At 70.8% G+C, this 17,852-nt stretch carries 18 protein-coding genes; 9 read left to right on the forward strand and 9 right to left on the reverse strand.

Annotated elements, in window-relative coordinates; genetic code table 11:
- Positions 1–57: 57 nt before the first annotated feature.
- Positions 58–1,263: a bifunctional adenosylcobinamide kinase/adenosylcobinamide-phosphate guanylyltransferase gene (locus OG452_RS26495; protein WP_327298074.1), complete on the reverse strand. Its 1,206-nt coding sequence runs from the start codon at positions 1,261–1,263 to the stop codon at positions 58–60.
- Between the two features lie 150 nt (positions 1,264–1,413).
- Between OG452_RS26495 and OG452_RS26500 the strand changes: the two genes are divergently transcribed.
- The gene (locus OG452_RS26500; RefSeq protein WP_327298075.1) at positions 1,414–1,656 is read left to right on the forward strand and encodes a hypothetical protein; all 243 of its coding nucleotides are present in this window, start codon (positions 1,414–1,416) and stop codon (positions 1,654–1,656) included.
- A gap of 94 nt (positions 1,657–1,750) precedes the next feature.
- Here the strand turns inward: OG452_RS26500 and OG452_RS26505 are convergent, their stop codons facing one another.
- The 3 genes from OG452_RS26505 to OG452_RS26515 all read right to left on the reverse strand — a co-directional run bounded on the left by OG452_RS26505 (position 1,751) and on the right by OG452_RS26515 (position 4,358).
- Positions 1,751–2,866 carry a S1C family serine protease gene (locus OG452_RS26505; RefSeq protein WP_327298076.1) on the reverse strand — a complete coding sequence of 372 codons (1,116 nt, stop codon included), beginning with the start codon at positions 2,864–2,866 and terminating at the stop codon, positions 1,751–1,753.
- Positions 2,867–2,967: 101 nt separating this feature from the next.
- Positions 2,968–3,702, reverse strand: a complete 735-nt coding sequence (locus OG452_RS26510) for a methyltransferase domain-containing protein (protein WP_327299789.1) — start codon at positions 3,700–3,702, stop codon at positions 2,968–2,970.
- Positions 3,703–3,761: 59 nt separating this feature from the next.
- The gene (locus OG452_RS26515) at positions 3,762–4,358 is read right to left on the reverse strand and encodes a DUF3043 domain-containing protein (RefSeq protein ID WP_327298077.1); all 597 of its coding nucleotides are present in this window, start codon (positions 4,356–4,358) and stop codon (positions 3,762–3,764) included.
- 280 nt (positions 4,359–4,638) lie between these two features.
- On the opposite strand from OG452_RS26515, the gene OG452_RS26520 reads away from it, so the two are divergent.
- From OG452_RS26520 to OG452_RS26540, 5 genes are all read left to right on the forward strand, one after another.
- Positions 4,639–5,418: a PspA/IM30 family protein gene (locus OG452_RS26520; protein ID WP_371538648.1), complete on the forward strand. Its 780-nt coding sequence runs from the start codon at positions 4,639–4,641 to the stop codon at positions 5,416–5,418.
- 9 nt (positions 5,419–5,427) lie between these two features.
- Positions 5,428–5,706 carry a PspA-associated protein PspAA gene (gene pspAA, locus OG452_RS26525; RefSeq protein WP_327298079.1) on the forward strand — a complete coding sequence of 93 codons (279 nt, stop codon included), beginning with the start codon at positions 5,428–5,430 and terminating at the stop codon, positions 5,704–5,706.
- 173 nt (positions 5,707–5,879) lie between these two features.
- Complete coding sequence (locus OG452_RS26530) at positions 5,880–7,142, forward strand: sensor histidine kinase (protein WP_327298080.1); 1,263 nt, start codon at positions 5,880–5,882, stop codon at positions 7,140–7,142.
- A complete protein-coding gene (locus OG452_RS26535) occupies positions 7,139–7,819 on the forward strand; it encodes a response regulator transcription factor (protein ID WP_327298081.1) in 681 nt (226 codons plus the stop codon). Before OG452_RS26530 ends, OG452_RS26535 begins: the two co-directional genes overlap by 4 nt.
- Before the next feature lie 181 nt (positions 7,820–8,000).
- On the forward strand, positions 8,001–11,174 hold the full coding sequence (locus tag OG452_RS26540) for an efflux RND transporter permease subunit (RefSeq protein ID WP_327298082.1): 3,174 nt from the start codon (positions 8,001–8,003) through the stop codon (positions 11,172–11,174).
- 80 nt (positions 11,175–11,254) lie between these two features.
- Here OG452_RS26540 and OG452_RS26545 read toward each other — a convergent pair whose 3' ends face one another.
- Both OG452_RS26545 and OG452_RS26550 read right to left on the reverse strand, forming a co-directional pair.
- On the reverse strand, positions 11,255–11,455 hold the full coding sequence (locus OG452_RS26545; protein ID WP_327298083.1) for a DUF397 domain-containing protein: 201 nt from the start codon (positions 11,453–11,455) through the stop codon (positions 11,255–11,257).
- The gene (locus OG452_RS26550; RefSeq protein WP_327298084.1) at positions 11,452–12,279 is read right to left on the reverse strand and encodes a helix-turn-helix domain-containing protein; all 828 of its coding nucleotides are present in this window, start codon (positions 12,277–12,279) and stop codon (positions 11,452–11,454) included. The genes OG452_RS26545 and OG452_RS26550 overlap by 4 nt, the downstream gene beginning before the upstream one ends.
- A 149-nt stretch (positions 12,280–12,428) precedes the next feature.
- Here OG452_RS26550 and OG452_RS26555 point away from each other — a divergent pair, with 149 nt between their 5' ends.
- Positions 12,429–12,737: a hypothetical protein gene (locus OG452_RS26555; protein WP_327298085.1), complete on the forward strand. Its 309-nt coding sequence runs from the start codon at positions 12,429–12,431 to the stop codon at positions 12,735–12,737.
- A 97-nt stretch (positions 12,738–12,834) separates the two neighbouring features.
- Here OG452_RS26555 and nadA read toward each other — a convergent pair whose 3' ends face one another.
- A complete protein-coding gene (gene nadA / locus OG452_RS26560; protein WP_327298086.1) occupies positions 12,835–14,025 on the reverse strand; it encodes a quinolinate synthase NadA in 1,191 nt (396 codons plus the stop codon).
- A gap of 308 nt (positions 14,026–14,333) precedes the next feature.
- On the opposite strand from nadA, the gene OG452_RS26565 reads away from it, so the two are divergent.
- Entirely contained in the window at positions 14,334–14,690 is a 357-nt protein-coding gene (locus OG452_RS26565) for a HesB/IscA family protein (protein ID WP_164264231.1), read from the forward strand.
- Between the two features lie 114 nt (positions 14,691–14,804).
- Here OG452_RS26565 and OG452_RS26570 read toward each other — a convergent pair whose 3' ends face one another.
- A complete protein-coding gene (locus OG452_RS26570; RefSeq protein WP_327298087.1) occupies positions 14,805–16,316 on the reverse strand; it encodes a hypothetical protein in 1,512 nt (503 codons plus the stop codon).
- 195 nt (positions 16,317–16,511) lie between these two features.
- On the reverse strand, positions 16,512–16,721 hold the full coding sequence (locus OG452_RS26575) for a hypothetical protein (RefSeq protein ID WP_327298088.1): 210 nt from the start codon (positions 16,719–16,721) through the stop codon (positions 16,512–16,514).
- Positions 16,722–16,855: 134 nt separating this feature from the next.
- On the opposite strand from OG452_RS26575, the gene OG452_RS26580 reads away from it, so the two are divergent.
- On the forward strand, positions 16,856–17,830 hold the full coding sequence (locus OG452_RS26580; protein ID WP_327298089.1) for a carbohydrate kinase family protein: 975 nt from the start codon (positions 16,856–16,858) through the stop codon (positions 17,828–17,830).
- Positions 17,831–17,852: the final 22 nt, after the last annotated feature.

The raw sequence follows: 17,852 nt of genomic DNA on the forward strand, positions 1-17,852 counted from the left end.
GCGGGACGCCGCGCGGCCCATACCTCCCTCTGTGCGCCGATTGCCGGGGCCGCGCTGTCAGCCGCGCAGCACGACCGCCTGCCCGGCGACGACCAGGAGAACGTGCTCGCACTCGGCGGCGAACGCCGCGTTCAGCCGCCCGAGTTCGTCCCGGAAGCGCCGCCCGGACGCGGTCGCGGGCACCACACCCGAGCCCACCTCGTTACTGACGGCGACGACCATGCGCCCGGTGGCCCTGACCGCGGCGACCAGCTCGCTCACCCGCGCGTGCAGTGCCCGTTCGCCGCCGTCCGTCCACCGCTCGTCGTCCCAGGCACCCACCCGGTCCATCGCGTCGGTCAGCCACAGCGACAGGCAGTCGATCAGCAGCGGCGGCCCGTCGTGCTCCGCCAGCAGCGGCAGCAGCTCGCAGGTCTCCTCGGTCCGCCAGGATCCCGGCCTGCGCTCACGGTGCAGCCCCACCCGGGACGCCCACTCGGCGTCGCCTTCGCGGCTGCCGCCCGTCGCCACGTACACGACCCCGGGGAACCCCTCCAGACGCCGTTCGGCTTCCACGGACTTCCCCGAGCGGGCCCCGCCGAGCACCAGCGTGCGGCGCGGCAGGTCGGGCACCGCGTGGTACTCGCCGACGATCAGCGTCGTCCCGTCCGGTACCGCCCGCGCCCCCGCTGCGGCCAGCCGTCGCGCCAGCTCGGGACCGGGCGGCACCTCGTGGCCGAGATGGACGGCCAGCACATCGGTGGTGGCACCGACGGCCCCGGCCGCCCGCAGCCTGGCCAGCGCGTCCGGGCGTCCGACCACGTCGGCCAGCACCATCTCGTAGGGGGCCGGGCCGTCGTCCGGGAACCCGGCCGGTGAGGCGCCGGGCGGCAGGTACAGCAGCCGCTCGCCCTCCGGGGACGTCACCTCGTACCCGGTACCGGGGGAGTCCATCGCGACCGCCCGCACCCGGTGCCCGCTGATCAGCGTCAGCACGCGCCCGTCGGCCACCCGGCCGGCCTGCGGCAGCCCGGCCGGCAGCTCCACCGGGGGCCCGTCGTGCGGATGGGTGAGCAGCACCTGGCGTACGCCGGCCAGCGAGTGCCCGGCGCGTGCGGCGGCCAGTGCGGCCCCCGGAGTGAGGTCGAGCAGCAGTACGCCGTCGACGAGCAGCGCGGTCGCCGCCCGTGCCCGGTCGCCCCGGGCGGCGGCACAGACGGCGCAGGGACAGTCGGGACGGGGCAGCCCGTCGGGGGCACCGGTGCCGAGGAGAGTGAGTTCCACAGGAAGATCCTCCCGCGCGGCCGCTCGCGGTGCTCGCCCGGCTACGCTGCCAGCAGGCTGTGAACCCGCCGGGGAGACCCGTACGGGATCCCGGCCGGCCGAATACAGCGTGGCAGCAGTGTGTCATCCAGTGGCATCCAGGAGGCGGACATGGCATGGACGTGGCGGTTCGAGAAGTCCGACGGTACGGAGACCCAGCCGGCGGTGGCGCCCGATGAGTTCACCACGCAGGGCGACGCGGAGTCCTGGGTCGGCGAGGTGTGGAAGGAGCTCGCCGACGGCGGCGCCGACCAGGTGACGCTCTTCGAGGACGCGACGAAGATCTACGGTCCGATGAGCCTGCACCCCAAGGAGACGGCGGACGGCGCGGACGCGGCCGGTCCGGAGGACTGAGACCCCGTTCCGGCGGCGGCGAGGGGCGGCGCCCGCACGGGCACCGTCCGTCACCGCCGCGCGGTGCTGTTCCCGACCGGCCGCCGCCCCGGCCCTACATCGTGCCGAGGGTGACCTCGGCCGTCTTCACGCTGCTGCCGCGCTCGTAGCCGACCTTGACCTTCTGCCCGGGCTTGTGCGAGGCGAGTACCTCGGAGAGCGCCGTCAGCGACGTGACCGGGGTGGAGCCCACCCGGGTGACGATGTCCCCGGTCCGCAGCCCGGCGGCGCCCGCCGCGCCGCCCTTCGTCAGGGCGACCACCGCGACCCCCGCGGGCTGGAAATTGGCGCCCACGACGGTGCGGCCGGTGATACCCAGGGCGGCCCGGCCCGAGTTGGAGACCTTGCCGTTCTTGATGATCTGGCCCGCGATGTTGGTCACCATCGACGCCGGGATGGCGAATCCGATGCCGGGTGCGGCGCCGCTGCCCAGCTGCGGGTCGGTCGCCGCCAGCGTGGGGATGCCGATGACCTTCCCGTCCAGGCCGACCAGCGCGCCCCCGCTGTTGCCGGGGTTGATCGCGGCTGAGGTCTGCACCATGTTCCCGATGGTGGCCCCGGTGCCGCCGCCCGAGCTGCCCTCACTGACGGTGCGTCCGGTGGCGGAGACGATCCCCTGGGTGACGCTGCTGGAGAGCCCGAGGGGCGAGCCCAGCGCGAGCACGATCGTCCCCATGTCGACCTTGGACGACTGGCTGAAGGAGGCGGCCTTCAGCCCGGAGGGGACCTTGTCGAGCTTGATGACCGCCAGATCCTGTGCGGGGTAGCTGGAGACGAGCCGGGCGTGCAACTGGCCGCCGCCGGTGGCCGATGTGACCTTGAACTGCTTGGCCTTGCCGACCACATGGGCGTTGGTGACGATGTCGCCCTTGCCGTCGTAGACGATGCCCGAGCCGAGGTCGTTGCCCGACTCGATCTGGACGACCGAGGGCAGGACGTTCTTGATCACCTGCTCGTAGTTGCTCTGCAGGGCGTCCCCGCCGTCGGTGGCGGCGGAGTCGGCGGCCGCCGACGGGGACGCCGAAGGACCGGAGCCGGCGGCGGGGCCGGACGAGAAACCGGAACCTGAGCAGCCGCCGATCAGGGCGACGCCACAGATTCCTGCGGTCAGCGGCAGCAGCAGCCGGTGCGCGCGGCTACGGACACGGCCACGGGTACGGGAGGAATCCATGTCCGTAGTGTCGCTTTTGGCAAGTGGGGTCTGCCTGCGGTGCGCCGCCGATCAGGGGAAGACCGGGGCGGAAGACCCAGCCAGGAGGACGCAGCTGGGCGTCAGCCCCGTACACCGCACAGATGAAGCAGCGCTGCGACGTTCTTGTACGGCTCGGTCCGCCCGGCGCGGTCCTCGGCCGCCAGCAGCTGGTCCAGCTCAAGGGCGGACGGCAGCTCCTCGTCGTTGCCCACGTTGTCCGTGAAGACCCGCACCCCGTACCAGGCATGCAGGGGGGCGGCGATCCCGGCCAGCGTGGCGGTGACCGCTTCGAGCCGGTCGGCGCGTGCGGTCAGGCCGAGCCGGTTGGTGTACGTGTCGCTGTCGAAGGCGGCCAGCGCGCCCGGCCAGTCACCGGCCAATCCCGGCCGCATGGCGAGCGCGTCGGCGTTCCGTACGAGCAGCGAGAGCAGTCCGCCGGGTGCCAGCATCCTGGCCAGACCGGCCAGCATCGCGTCCGGCTCATCGGCGTACATCAGGACGCCGTGGCAGAGCACCACGTCGAAACTGCCGGGGAGGAAGTGCGCACCGGTCTCCCGGCCGTCCCCGTCCATCAGCCGCATCCGCTCACGGATGCCCTCGGGCTCGGTGGCCAGCGCGTCACGGGCCACCTTGAGCATCGCCGGGTCGGACTCCAGGCCGGTCAGGGTGTGCCCGGCGCGGGCCAGCCGCAGGGCCTGGGTGCCCTGCCCGATTCCGACGTCGAGGATCCGCAGCCGCTGCCCCACCGGAAAACGCGCCGCGAGCTGTTCGTCGAGCTGACGCGCGACGAGCTCCTGGCGGACGGTGTTGCGCAGGCCTCCCAGCCCCTTCAGCCATGCGGCCGAAGCGCCGTCGAACCCCGAGGCGCCCGTGCTCAGGGCCGCTCTCCGCGCTTGACCTGCGGCTTCGGCAGCCGCATCCGGCGCATCTGGAGCGTGCGCATCAGGCCGTAGGCCAGGGCGCCGCCCTTGGGCTCGTTCGGGAAGCGCTCGTTCATCTGCTTCCTCATCCGGAACCAGATTCCGGCCGAGTCGATGATGATCAGCACGATCACGATGAGCCAGAGCAGCAGCGCGATGCTCTGGATGCCGGGTACCTGGATGACGCTCAGTACCAGGATGACGACGGCGAGCGGCAGGAAGAACTCGGCGAGGCACCAGCGCGAGTCCACGTAGTCCCGCGCGAAGCGGCGGACCGGGCCCTTGTCCCGGGCCGGCAGATAACGCTCGTCGCCGCTGGCGAGAGCCTCACGCTGCTTCGCCATGTCCGCACGGCGGGCCTCGCGCTGACGCTTGGAGGCCTCCTTGCGGTCGGTCGTGGGAGTGACCGCGCGGCGTCGCTGGGACTGCGCATCATTCCGCTTGGGAGTGGGGCGACCTTTGGGGGCCTGCGGGTCGCGGGGCTGCTTGGAGAGGTCCGGCGTCACCTTGGAGGTGCGGACCTTCTCTTCATTGGCGCGGCTTCGGAACACAAAACCCAAGGGTACGGGGTGCGGTGCGGGGCGCCAGGACCGAGGGGGAACGATCCCGCAACGGTCTGCAGGGGCCGGGAGCCGCCCTGTACTGGTTCCGCCGGTTCTGCTGGGGCTTTCCCCGGGGTGCTCCTACTCCCTGCGCGGGAGTGGAACCGCCTCAGCTCGTCCTGGAGGAGGAGCGCATCCGCTCCCGAACAGTGCGGTAATGGATGTAGGCCCCGTAGTGTGGGTTCAAGTGCTGGAGCTGAAGTCCGTCAGAAGGGGGCGCGCGAAGCCCATGAGCGGTGTCATGAAGCGTATGGGAATGATCTTCCGCGCGAAGGCCAACAAGGCCCTGGACCGGGCCGAGGATCCGCGCGAGACCCTTGATTACTCGTACCAGAAGCAGCTCGAACTGCTTCAGAAGGTACGCCGTGGGGTCGCCGACGTGGCGACCTCGCGCAAGCGTCTCGAACTGCAGCTGAACCAGCTGCAGGGGCAGTCCACCAAGCTGGAGGACCAGGGACGCAAGGCCCTCGCGCTGGGCCGAGAGGACCTGGCCCGGGAGGCGCTGTCGCGCCGTGCGGCGCTGCAGCAGCAGGTCACCGACCTGGAGACGCAGCACCAGACGCTGCAGGGCGAGGAGGAGAAGCTCACTCTCGCCGCCCAGCGTCTGCAGGCCAAGGTCGACGCCTTCCGTACGAAGAAGGAGACCATCAAGGCCACCTACACGGCGGCCCAGGCGCAGACCCGGATCGCCGAGTCCTTCTCGGGCATCTCCGAGGAGATGGGCGACGTCGGCCAGGCCATCGCGCGGGCCGAGGACAAGACGGCCCAGCTGCAGGCCAGGGCGGGTGCGATCGACGAGCTGCTCGCATCGGGCGCTCTGGACGACCAGTCCGGCATGGGCAAGGACGACATCTCCGCCGAGCTGGACCGGATCTCCGGTGGTACGGATGTGGAGCTGGAACTGCAGCGCATGAAGGCCGAGCTGGCAGGCGGGTCCTCCGCGTCCCAGCAGGCCATCGAAGGCAGTGAGCCGCAGGACAGGCCCCATCCGAATCTGGACAAGCAGTAGGGACGCGTCATGATCGTACGGATCATGGGTGAAGGTCAGATGGAGCTGGCCGACAGCCACCTCACGGAGCTCAACAAGCTGGACGACGACCTGCTCGTCGAGGTGCAGGGCGGCGACGAAGCAGGTTTCCGTCGCACACTCCACGCCCTGCTCGACAAGGTCCGGGACCTGGGAACGCCGCTCCCTGACGACTCCCTGGCCCCATCCGAGCTGATCCTGCCGCCCGCCGAAGCGACCCTGGCGGACGTCAGGGACATGCTCAACGACGACGGTCTGATCCCGGGCTGAGCCGCTCCACGGCCCGTCCGGACTCCTCCGGCGACTTTCCGTCCGGCGCCCCGTCCCGTTCCGCCCCTCCAGTCGGGGGACGGAACAGGGCGGGGCGCCGTGCTGTCCGGCGGAGACAGCACGCGCCGCTGGGCGGCCCGACCACGCTGCGGCACGCCGTACCGTTGCTCGACGTGACACCACCGTCGAAAGCTGCCACCCGCTACGCCCGGGCCCGCGGCTGGCTGCGCGCCCATCCGACGGCCCTCGACGCCGTGCTGGCCCTGGCCGTGCTCGTCTGCATGATCACCGGTTCGTTCGCCTCCACCGGCGGCCCCGACGGCCCGACCTTCGGCACCAGGAGCCCGGAGCTGCGCAGCGTCGTCCTGATGCTGGTCGGCGCCGCCGCCCTGGTGCTGCGGCGCCGCAGCCCGGTGTCCGTGCTCGCGGTGACCGGCGCGGTCACCATGGTCGAGCTGATCGCGGGGGAGCCGCCGGCGCCGGTGGCGATGAGCGCGGTCATCGCGCTCTACACGGTCGCCTCCCGCACCGACCGCCCCACCACCTGGCGGGTCGGGCTGCTCACCATGGCGGTGCTGACGGCGTCGGCGATGTGCTTCAGCCGGACCCCCTGGTACTCGCAGGAGAACCTCGGGATCTTCGCGTGGACCGGAATGGCGTCGGCGGCGGGCGACGCCGTACGCAGCCGCCGCGCCTTCGTCGACGCCATCCGGGAGCGGGCCGAGCGGGCGGAACGCACCCGCGACGAGGAGGCCAGACGCCGGGTCGCCGAGGAGCGGCTGCGGATCGCCCGTGACCTCCACGACGTCGTCGCCCACCACATCGCCCTGGTCAACGTCCAGGCCGGGGTGGCGGCCCACGTCATGGACAAGCGCCCCGACCAGGCCAAGGAGGCACTCGCCCACGTACGGGAGGCCAGTCGCTCCGCGCTGAACGAACTGCGCGCCACCGTCGGCCTGCTGCGCCAGTCCGGCGACCCCGAGGCACCCACCGAACCGGCGCCGGGACTCGCGGTGCTCGACGAGCTGGTCGACACCTTCCGTAACGCCGGACTCCCGGTGGAGGTGGCCTGCAACCCCGAGCAGACCACCATGCCCGCCGCCGTCGACCTGGCCGCCTACCGGATCATCCAGGAGGCGCTGACCAATGTGCGCAAGCACGCGGGGCCCGGCGCGCGGGCCGAGGTCAGCGTGGTGCGGGTGGGACCGGCCGTGGAGGTCACCGTCCTCGACGACGGCGCGGGACAGGGCGCGGAGGCCGGGCCGGAGAGTGCCGGGCATGGCGGGGCGGCGGACGGCGGGGGCCACGGCCTGACCGGGATGCGCGAGCGGGCGGCCGCGCTGCGGGGCTCCTGCTCGGCGGGGCCCCGCTACGGCGGCGGCTTCCGCGTACAGGCGATACTGCCGGTCACGGCCGGAGCGGGGGAGGACGTATGACGATCAGGGTGTTGCTCGCCGACGACCAGACGCTGCTGCGCAGCGCGTTCCGGGTGCTGGTGGACTCGGAGCCCGACATGGAGGTCGTCGGGGAGGCGGCGGACGGCGCGGAGGCGGTGGCCCTCGCCCGCTCGGAGGCCCCCGATGTGGTGCTGATGGACATCCGGATGCCCGGCACGGACGGACTCGCCGCCACCCGCATGATCAGCACCGACCCCGAACTCACCGCGGTGCACGTGGTGATGCTCACGACCTTCGAGGTGGACGAGTACGTGGTCCAGTCGCTGCGGGCCGGCGCTTCCGGCTTCCTCGGCAAGGGCGCGGAGCCGGAGGAGCTGCTCAACGCGATCCGTATCGCGGCGGCGGGGGAGGCGCTGCTCTCCCCGGTGGCAACCAAGGGGCTCATCGCGCGTTTCCTTGCCCAGGGCGGCAGTTCGGACGGATCGGGCCCCGAGGCGTACGCGGGGCGGCTCGCCGCGCTCACCGTCCGCGAGCGGGAGGTCCTCGTCCAGGTCGGCGGCGGCCACTCCAACGACGAGATCGCCGAGCGGCTGTCCGTCAGCCCGCTCACCGTCAAGACCCATGTGAACCGGGCGATGGCGAAGCTCGGGGCCCGCGATCGGGCCCAATTGGTGGTAATCGCCTACGAATCGGGCCTGGTCCACCCAAGGGCGTAGCGGCGGCATACTCCAGCTGCTGTATGCGCCGGATAAGTAGGGCACCTGGGAGCGACGAATCCGGCCTGCCGGATAGCTGAAGGTAGACGTGGGTCATACGTGTCCCTCCCCTCGTACCCCCGCACACCCTCAGCCATTCCTCCGGCTCCACCTGCCTCGTACGCCACAGAAGAGAGACCCCATGTCCTGGCTGTCCAGATTCAGCCTCGCGCAACGGGCCCTGATCGGGCTGATATCGATCGTCGCCGTCGTCTTCGGTGCGATCGCGATACCGCAGCTCAAGCAGCAGCTGCTGCCCACCATCGAACTGCCGATGGTGTCGGTGCTCGCCCCGTACCAGGGCGCGTCCCCCGACGTGGTCGAGAAGCAGGTCGTCGAGCCGCTCGAAGACACGATCAAGGCTGTCGACGGCATCAAGGGCGTGACCTCCACGGCGAGCGAGGGCAACGCCGTGATCATGGCCCAGTTCGACTACGGCAACGGCACCAAGCAGCTCGTCGCCGATGTCCAGCAGGCCGTGAACCGGGCCCGGGTGAAGATCCCCGACTCGGTCGACCCGCAGGTCGTCGCCGGTTCGACCGACGACATCCCGACGGTCGTCCTCGCCGTCACCTCCAACAAGGACCAGCAGGCGCTCTCCGACCAGCTCGACCGTTCGGTCGTCCCGGTTCTGCAGAACATCGACGGCGTCGGCCAGGTCAGCGTCGACGGCGTGCGGGACCTCCAGGTCACCGTCACCCCCGACGTCAAGAAGCTGGCCGGCGCCGGACTGAACGCGGCGACGCTCAGCCAGGCTCTCCAGGCGGGCGGCGCCACGCTCCCGGCCGGGTCCTTCTCCGAGGACGGCAAGAGCCGCACGGTCCAGGTCGGCGGCGGCTACACCTCGCTGAAGCAGATCGAGGACCTGCGCGTCACCGGTCAGCCCGCGCCGGGCGGTGTGTCCACGGGCCGCCAGGCCCCGAAGCCGGTCCGCCTCGGTGACATCGCCAAGGTCGCCGAGCAGCCCGCGAGCGCGGTCTCCATCACCCGTACGGACGGAAAGCCCAGCCTCTCCCTCTCGCTGACGATGGACCAGGACGGCAGCGCCGTCGCCATCTCCGACGCGGTCAAGGACAAGCTCCCCGAGCTGCGCAGGACCCTCGGCTCCGGCAGCGATCTGAAGGTCATCTTCGACCAGGGCCCGTCCGTCTCGAAGTCCATCTCCGGCCTCACCACCGAGGGCGCGCTCGGCCTCCTCTTCGCCGTGATCGTCATCCTGGTCTTCCTGGCGTCGCTGCGCTCCACCCTGGTCACCGCGCTCTCCATCCCGCTCTCGGTGCTCCTGGCGCTGATCGTGCTGTGGACCCGCGACCTCTCGCTCAACATGCTCACCCTCGGCGCGCTGACCATCGCGATCGGCCGGGTGGTCGACGACTCGATCGTCGTCCTGGAGAACATCAAGCGGCACCTGAGCTACGGCGAGGAGCGCCGGACGGCGATCATCAGCGCGGTCCGGGAGGTCGCGGGCGCGGTCACCTCCTCCACGCTGACCACCGTGGCGGTCTTCCTGCCGATCGGCCTCGTCGGCGGCATGGTGGGCCAGCTCTTCGGCTCGTTCTCCATCACGATCACCGCGGCGCTGCTCGCCTCGCTGCTGGTCTCGCTGACTGTGGTCCCGGTCTTCTCGTACTGGTTCCTGCGCGCCCCCAAGGGCTCGGCCGGTGCCGACCCGCAGGAGCTGCGCCGCAGGGCCGAGGAGAAGGAGGAGCGCAGCCGTCTGCAGCGCTTCTACGTCCCGGTGCTGCGCTTCGCGACCCGGCGCCGTATCACCAGCCTGGTCATCGCGGCCGTGGTGCTCATCGCCACCTTCGGCATGGCCCCGCTGCTCAAGACCAACTTCTTCGACCAGGGCGACCAGGACACCCTGTCGCTCACCCAGAAGCTCGCCCCGGGCACCAGCCTGCAGGCCGCCGACACCGCGGCCAAGAAGGTCGAGAAGGTGCTTGACGGCATCGACACGATCAAGGACTACCAGGTCACGGTCGGCTCCTCCGGCTTCGCCGCTGCCTTCGGCGGAGGTACGGGCGCCAACCAGGCCTCGTACCAGGTGACCCTGAAGAACGCGTCGGACTACGACGCGACCCAGGACCGTATCGAGAAGGGCCTGGCCAAGCTGCACGGCATCGGCGACGCCAGTGTCGGCAGCGGCGGCGGCTTCGGCAACCAGGACCTCAGCGTCGTGGTCAAGGCCGGCGACGGCGACACCCTCAAGAAGGCGTCCGAGCAGGTACGGGCCGCTGTGGCCGAGCTCGACCACGTCAAGGACGTGCAGAGCGACCTCTCGCAGAGCGTGCCGCGCATCTCGGTGAAGACCAACGACAAGGCGGCCGCGGCGGGCTTCAACGAGACGACGCTGGGCGCGGCCGTCGGCCAGGCGGTCCAGGGCACCACGTCGGGCAAGGCGATCCTGGACGACACCGAGCGGGACGTCGTCGTGAAGTCGGCGCAGCCGGCCACCACCCTCGCCCAGCTGAGGAACCTCAGCCTCGGCGCGGTCAAGCTCGGCGACATCGCCACGGTCGAGCTGGTCCCGGGGCCGGTCTCGATGACCCGCATCGACGGCGCCCGCGCCGCGACGATCACGGCGAAGCCGACCGGTGACAACACGGGCGCGGTCACCACCGCGCTCCAGTCCAGGATCAAGGACGTCGAGAAGACGCTGCCCAGCGGTGCGACCGTCCAGATCGGCGGTGTCTCCTCCGACCAGAGCGACGCGTTCAAGAACCTGGCGCTGGCCATGCTGGCCGCCGTCGCGATCGTCTTCATGCTGCTGGTGGCGACGTTCCGCTCGCTGGTCCAGCCGCTGATCCTGCTGGTCTCGATCCCGTTCGCGGCCACCGGCGCCATCGGCCTGCTGCTCGCCACCGGCACCCCGATGGGCGTCCCGGCGATGATCGGCATGCTGATGCTCATCGGCATCGTGGTCACCAACGCGATCGTGCTGATCGACCTGATCAACCAGTACCGCTCGCAGGGCCTCGGCGTGGTCGAGGCGGTCATGGAGGGCGGCAGGCACCGTCTGCGGCCGATCCTGATGACCGCACTGGCGACGATCTTCGCGCTGCTCCCGATGGCGCTCGGCGTCACCGGCGAGGGCGGCTTCATCTCGCAGCCCCTGGCGGTGGTGGTGATCGGCGGTCTGATCACCTCGACGCTGCTGACGCTGCTGCTCGTGCCGACGCTCTACGCGCTGGTGGAGCTCCGCAAGGAGCGCCGCTCGGTGAAGAAGGCGGCCAAGCGCGAGAAGAAGTCGGGCGATACGGCTCCCACGGGTGCCGAGTCGCCGTCGGACGAGCCGGAGCCGGCGAACGTCTGACCGCCCTGGCATGACGAGGGGCCTGTCCCACACGAGCGGGTGGGACAGGCCCCTCCGGGTTCCCGCTTGCTGCTTGAGCGCTACTGCTGCTTGAGCGAGGAGACGAACGAACCCCAGGCTGCGGCCTGGACGATGAGTGCCGGGCCGGTGGGGTTCTTGCTGTCGCGTACGGGGACGATGCCGGGGAAATCGTCGGTGATCTCGACGCATTCGCCCCCGTTGGTGTTGCTGTAGCTGCTGCGGCGCCAGTGGGCGGTGCCCAACTCGGGGGAGTGGGTCATGGTCGGTAGTCCTCCATCGTGGTCCGGATCAGTTCCGCCGACTCGGCCAGGGGGAGGGAGTTGGCGCGCAGTACCTCGTACTGGCGTCGCCACTTCTTCACCGCGGCCGGGTCCTCGTAGAGATGACCGGCCTGGATGCCCTCCTCGTACGCCACCGAAGTGCCGTCGGGCAGGGCCAGCAGAGTCAGCGCGCCACCCAAGAGCGAGTGTGGCCCCGCACTGAACGGCATCACCTGAACTTTACTGTTCGGAGTATCCACCTGCTCCAGCAGCGAAGCCAGTTGCTCACGCATACAGGCAGGCCCGCCCACCTGTCGTCGCAGCACGGCCTCATCGATGATCGCCCACCGGAACGGTGGGTCCTCCGAACGCTGGCGTTCCTGCCGCGACATGCGTGCGGTGACGCGTTCCTCGACCTGTTCGGCGCTCAGGTCCTCCTGGCAACGGAGCAACTCCCGTGCGTACTCCTCGATCTGGAACAGGCCTGGCAGTGCCTGCGCGCCGTACTGCTCTATCACCTCGGACCGGAACTCGAAGTCCATGTACCGCTGGTACTGGTCGGGATGGATCTCCCGCCGGGCCAGCTCGTACAGCCCGTGGAAGTGGTCGTCCGTCCCGAAGGCCATGTCCAGCCGGCTGGGGATGTCCGGTGGCGGCATCAGGTCAGCCGTCTCGATCCGGGCCAGCGTGCTCTTGCTGGAGTTCACGATGCCCGCGAGCTGTACGAGCGACAGGCCGGCCCGCTCGCGGTGACGGCGCTGCTCGGAGCCGAAGTAGTGGCGGGCGGAGAGATAAGGGGTGAGCGGCTGGGGCTTGAACGTCACGGTGCGTGCCTTTCGTGTGTCCCGTTCCCAAGGCCGGGACAGCGGCGCCCTGTTGAGGTGGAGTTCCCCAGGGCGACGATTGCGGCACACACCGTAACCACCCTCTTGCGCGGTGCGCCAGAGGGTCAGCTCCGGAGGTAGCGACCGACATGATGTTCGACGGACAGGGCCGGGCCCTGCGACTGCTCCCGTGGACCAACGAGCGCGGCGGCCCGTGCTGGCTGAGCACGGCGAACCCGGACAGCCACCTCTCCCGGGTGGCCGACGAACTGGAGACCGAGATGATCGCCTCGGCCGAGTACGTACTGGAGCAGGCCCGGGAGCTGTTGGCGGAGACCGTGGTGGGGGAGCGGGAGCTACGGTTCGCGGGCACCCGGCTCGCCGAGTCGCTGGGGGACACCCTGCGGATCGCGGAGAGCCGGGGCCGGCGGCTGGAGAGCGGCGGGAACGCCGGCTGACGGCGGGGCGGTTGGCGTCAGGCGGCCCCGCTGGGAGCCCGGTACACCGACCTCCAACAGTGGACCGGGCCTTCTGCGGCCACGCCGCAGGCAACCCCTATGGCAGCGCCAGCATCCGCTCGAGCGCCAGCTTCGCGTACTTCTCGGTCTCCGGATCGACCTCGATCCGGTTCACGAGGTTCCCCTCCGCCAGCGACTCCAGCGTCCACACCAGATGCGGCAGATCGATCCGGTTCATCGTCGAGCAGAAGCACACCGTCTTGTCGAGGAAGACGATCTCCTTGTCCGGGTGCGCGTTGGCCACCCGGCGCACCAGGTTGAGCTCGGTCCCGATCGCCCACTTCGAACCGGCGGGCGCCGCGTCGAGCGCCTTGATGATGTACTCGGTCGAGCCCACCTCGTCCGCCGCCGAGACGACCTCGTGCTTGCACTCGGGGTGCACCAGCACCCGTACGCCGGGTATCCGCTCGCGGACGTCGTTCACCGAGTCCAGCGAGAACCGCCCGTGCACCGAGCAGTGCCCGCGCCACAGGATCATCTTCGCGCCGCGCAGCTGCTCGGCGGTGAGGCCGCCGTTCGGCTTGTGCGGGTTGTAGAGGACGCAGTCGTCCAGCGACATCCCCAGGTCCCGTACCGCGGTGTTGCGGCCCAGGTGCTGGTCGGGGAGGAAGAGGACCTGCTCGCCCTGGTCGAAGGCCCACTCCAGGGCGCGCTTCGCGTTCGACGACGTACAGATGGTGCCGCTGTGCCGACCGGTGAAGGCCTTGATGTCGGCGGACGAGTTCATGTACGAGACGGGCACGACCCGGTCGGCGACGCCGGCGTCGGTCAGCACGTCCCAGCACTCGGCGACCTGCTCGGCGGTGGCCATGTCGGCCATCGAACAGCCCGCCGCCAGGTCGGGGAGCACGACCTTCTGGTCGTCGGTGGTCAGGATGTCCGCAGACTCGGCCATGAAGTGCACGCCGCAGAAGACGATGTACTCGGCCTCCGGCCTGGCGGCCGCGTCGCGGGCGAGCTTGAAGGAGTCGCCGGTCACGTCGGCGAACTGGATGACCTCGTCGCGCTGGTAGTGGTGGCCGAGCACGAAGACCTTGTCCCCGAGCTTCTCCTTGGCCACGCGGGCGCGCTCCACCAGGTCCGGGTCGGACGGAGAGGGCAGGTCGCCCGGGCACTCCACACCGCGCTCGCTCTTCGGGTCGGCCTCCCGGCCGAGCAGCAGCAGCGCGAGCGGCGAGGGCTGTACATCGAGATCCTGACGGGGCTGGGCGGTGGTCACGACACGCACCCTTTCTTCTCAAGAAACACGTGCGGCTTGTGCCGCTCCGGTGGAGCCGGTGCGGACACCGGGGCCTTCTCGTCTAAATGACGCTATTTATCATAGCCGCTTCACGTCAGATTGACGATGCCAATCTCGTCAGTGTGACGTATCCCTGGACGCCCGGTTCTGTGACGCGACGGAAGGGGTGTGCGAGCATGAAGGGGCAAAGAAGTGCCCGGCCCGGAATGAATCCGTGGCCCTGCCGGTTGCAATGGTCGGCAAGCAGTCCGTACTTCCCTGCCTCGGCGGGGAGACCCATCCCGGGAGTGAAGCAGATGTCCGTATCGGACGAGAAGACCACGGTGAGCGACGGCATCCTCCTGTCCGACGCCGCCGCGTCCAAGGTCAAGGCCCTGCTCGACCAGGAAGGCCGTGACGACCTCGCGCTCCGCGTCGCCGTCCAGCCCGGCGGCTGCTCGGGCCTCCGCTACCAGCTCTTCTTCGACGAGCGCTCGCTCGACGGCGATGTGGTCAAGGACTTCGGTGGAGTCAAGGTCGTCACCGACCGGATGAGCGCCCCGTACCTGGGCGGCGCCTCCGTCGACTTCGTGGACACCATCGAGAAGCAGGGCTTCACGATCGACAACCCGAACGCCACCGGCTCCTGCGCCTGCGGCGACTCGTTCAGCTGACCCTTCGGCTGGGCCTTTCGGCAAGACGGCCAGAGGCGGCGGTCCCGGACATCCGGGGCCGCCGCCTCTGTCGTCTCACCTCTGCCGGATCGCCTCTGCGGCAGGGGGCTCGTCTCACATCCGGGGTACCGGGTCGCCGTTCGCCGCGTTGACGACCTGCCGGCTCCCCAGCGGCTGGTCCAGCACCACCTTCTGCGTCACCTGGCCGATGATGTCGGGGCAGACCGTCCCGGGCTTGGGGCTCGGCGCGGTCAGTGCCACCCGTACCGTGTCCTTGTTCTCGGTGGTCCGTACGCCGTACCGGCCGCACATCCGACCCGTGATGCGCAGGGTCAGGGTCCGTCCGTCGGCGTGGTAGGCCGTCGGGGTCTGGTACGAGCCACCAGGGTGGTTTCCGGCCGCGGGCGGCTCCGGCTTCGCCAGATAGCGGTCCGCCACCGCCGTCGCGGTGACCGTTCCGGGTCCGGCCGCGCCCGCGGGCGGCCGTGTCTCGAACAGCCATGACGGGACGAGGATCTGGCGCCCTCCGGCCAGCCGCACCGCCAGGCCCAGCTCCGCGTGGCTCACGGTCACCTGCCGGGACCCGGGAGCCTTGGGCGGCGACGACGGCGACGACGGCGCGCAGGACCCGGACGACGGCGCGCTCCCTGTGCTGGAGCTACTGCCGCTGCTACTGCCGCTGCCGCTGCCGGTGTCGGCGGCCGAGCGCTCGGTCAGCGGCTCCATCGTCGCGCAGCCCCCGGTCCCGGCGCCTGGGGCCCCGGTCGGGGGCGCGTTCAGTCGTTTCAGCGCGTCGGGCGCGCTGATCAGCGGATACTCGGCCCCCTTGAGGGGAGCCTTCAACGGGCCGCTGCCGCCGGTCAGTTGGCCGTCCGCTCCGATCTGCAGCCCCGTCGTCCAGCCGTACGTGGGCAGCCCGCCGATCTTGGGGTCGGCGTTCACCACCCGCACCGAACCCATCACCCGGCCGGCGTCGAGCTTCGCGTCACTCTCGCCCAGGGCCTTCAGCACCGGAGCGGCCGCGGCCTTCGCCGCCCGCTCGCTCACGGCTTTCCCGTCGCCGGCCGCGGCGGTCCCGCCGGTGGAACAGGCCTTCCCGCGCGGGCAGTTGTCGCTGCCACCGCTACCGAAGCGGGTGAATGTCCAGGTGCCGGGGGCCTGTCGGGCGACCTGGAGCAGCGGGCCGGAGCCGTCCTTGGCCGGGCCCACCTTCCAGTCCGTACCCACGAGCCGCGGTGTGCCCGGCACGCCGAGCGCGCCGGCCAGCTTCGCGACGTCGGCGGCGCTGACGGCGCCGTCGGCGCGGTACACCGGAGCCGTCTTCGGCGGGGCGGGAAAGGTCCCGTCGGAGCGGTAGACGGGGCCCCGCGGGTCGGGTTCCCCCGGCGCGATGCCCGGGGAGCCGCTGCTCCGCGCCGACTGGTCCAGCGCGAGGGGAGGCGGGCCGGTGGTGCCGCCGGGGGCGCCGCTGGTCTCCGTGCCGCCGTTGTCGTGGCCGGCCGCGGTCGCCGCCCAGTAGGCCCCGCCGCCTCCGGCCAGCAGCACCGCTGCCGCCACCGAGGTGACGACAGCGGGGGACCGCCGCCGGGGACGCGCCGTGTCGTGCTCGGGTCGCTCGCTGCTCACCGCATGCTCCTTCGACTCCGCTGCCGTCCACTGCTGTGGCTCCGTTCCCCCGTGCGGGGGAACGGAGGTGGGACGAGGCGGGGGAGCGCACGGTTCCCTCTGCTGTCTGCCCTGCTGTCTGCCTGCTGCTTCGGCGGCCCGCGCCGGGCCGTTCAGTCGGGGCCGATCGGTCCGGACCGCTCAGTCGGGGCCCGCTCAGTCCCCGTACTCGGACATGGCGTCGATGAGCCGCGCGGAGGCGGGCGGCACCCTGACCCCGTGGATCAGGGACGGGGGCACGGGCTTGGGTGCGGGTTTCACCGGCACCACCCAGTGCGGGGCCATGCGCGCGCAGTGGCCGCGCAGGTCGGTCAGGTCTTCGGGCTCGGACGGAGCTGCGGGGTGCTGCGCGATGGAGTTCGGCATATCCCACCGTAGGCATGGGGCGGCCTGCGGAGAAAGCTCTACTATCGGGTAGTTTCCTCCCTTCGAGCCGCGGAGCGCGAACCGGTAGCGTGAGGTGTCAGCCTCCCTCCTCCGCATCCGCAGGAGTCCTCGCCGTGCGTATCGCAGTCACCGGCTCCATCGCCACCGACCACCTCATGACCTTCCCCGGCCGCTTCGCCGACCAGCTGGTCGCCGATCAGCTCCACACGGTCTCCCTCTCCTTCCTGGTCGACAACCTCGACGTGCGGCGCGGAGGCGTCGGCGCCAACATCTGCTTCGGGATGGGCCAGCTCGGTACGGCCCCGATCCTGGTCGGCGCGGCCGGCTCGGACTTCGAGGAGTACCGCGCCTGGCTCGACCGGAACGGCGTGGACACCGAGTCGGTCCGGATCTCCGAGGTCCTGCACACCGCCCGCTTCGTGTGCACGACGGACGCCGACCACAACCAGATCGGCTCGTTCTACACGGGTGCGATGAGCGAGGCCCGTCTGATCGAGCTCCAGTCGGTCGCCGAGCGCGTCGGCGGTCTCGACCTGGTGCTGATCGGCGCCGACGACCCGGAGGCGATGCTCCGCCACACCGAGGAGTGCCGCACCCGCTCGATCCCGTTCGCGGCCGACTTCTCGCAGCAGATCGCCCGGATGACCGGTGAGGACATCCGTACGCTGCTCGCCGGCGCGACGTACCTCTTCTCCAACGAGTACGAGAAGGGGCTCATCGAGTCCAAGACCGGCTGGACCGAGGACGAGATTCTCGACCGGGTCGGCCACCGGGTCACCACGCTCGGCTCCCGGGGGGTCCGGATCGACCGCCGGGGCGAGGCCCCGATCGTGGTCGGCTGCGCAGAGGAGGAGGCGAAGGTCGACCCGACGGGCGTGGGCGACGCGTTCCGTGCGGGCTTCCTGTCCGGGCTCTCGTGGGGCGTCGGCCTGGAGCGCGCGGCGCAGGTCGGCTGCATGCTGGCCACGCTGGTGATCGAGACGCTGGGTACGCAGGAGTACACCCTGCGCCGCGCCAACTTCATGGACCGCTTCACCAAGGCGTACGGCCAGGACGCGGCGGAAGAGGTCCAGGTCCACCTCCAGTAGCCCACCGGTCCGCAGGCCGGCC

The organism is Streptomyces sp. NBC_01197, from assembly GCF_036010505.1.
Taxonomy (GTDB): Bacteria; Actinomycetota; Actinomycetes; order Streptomycetales; family Streptomycetaceae; genus Streptomyces.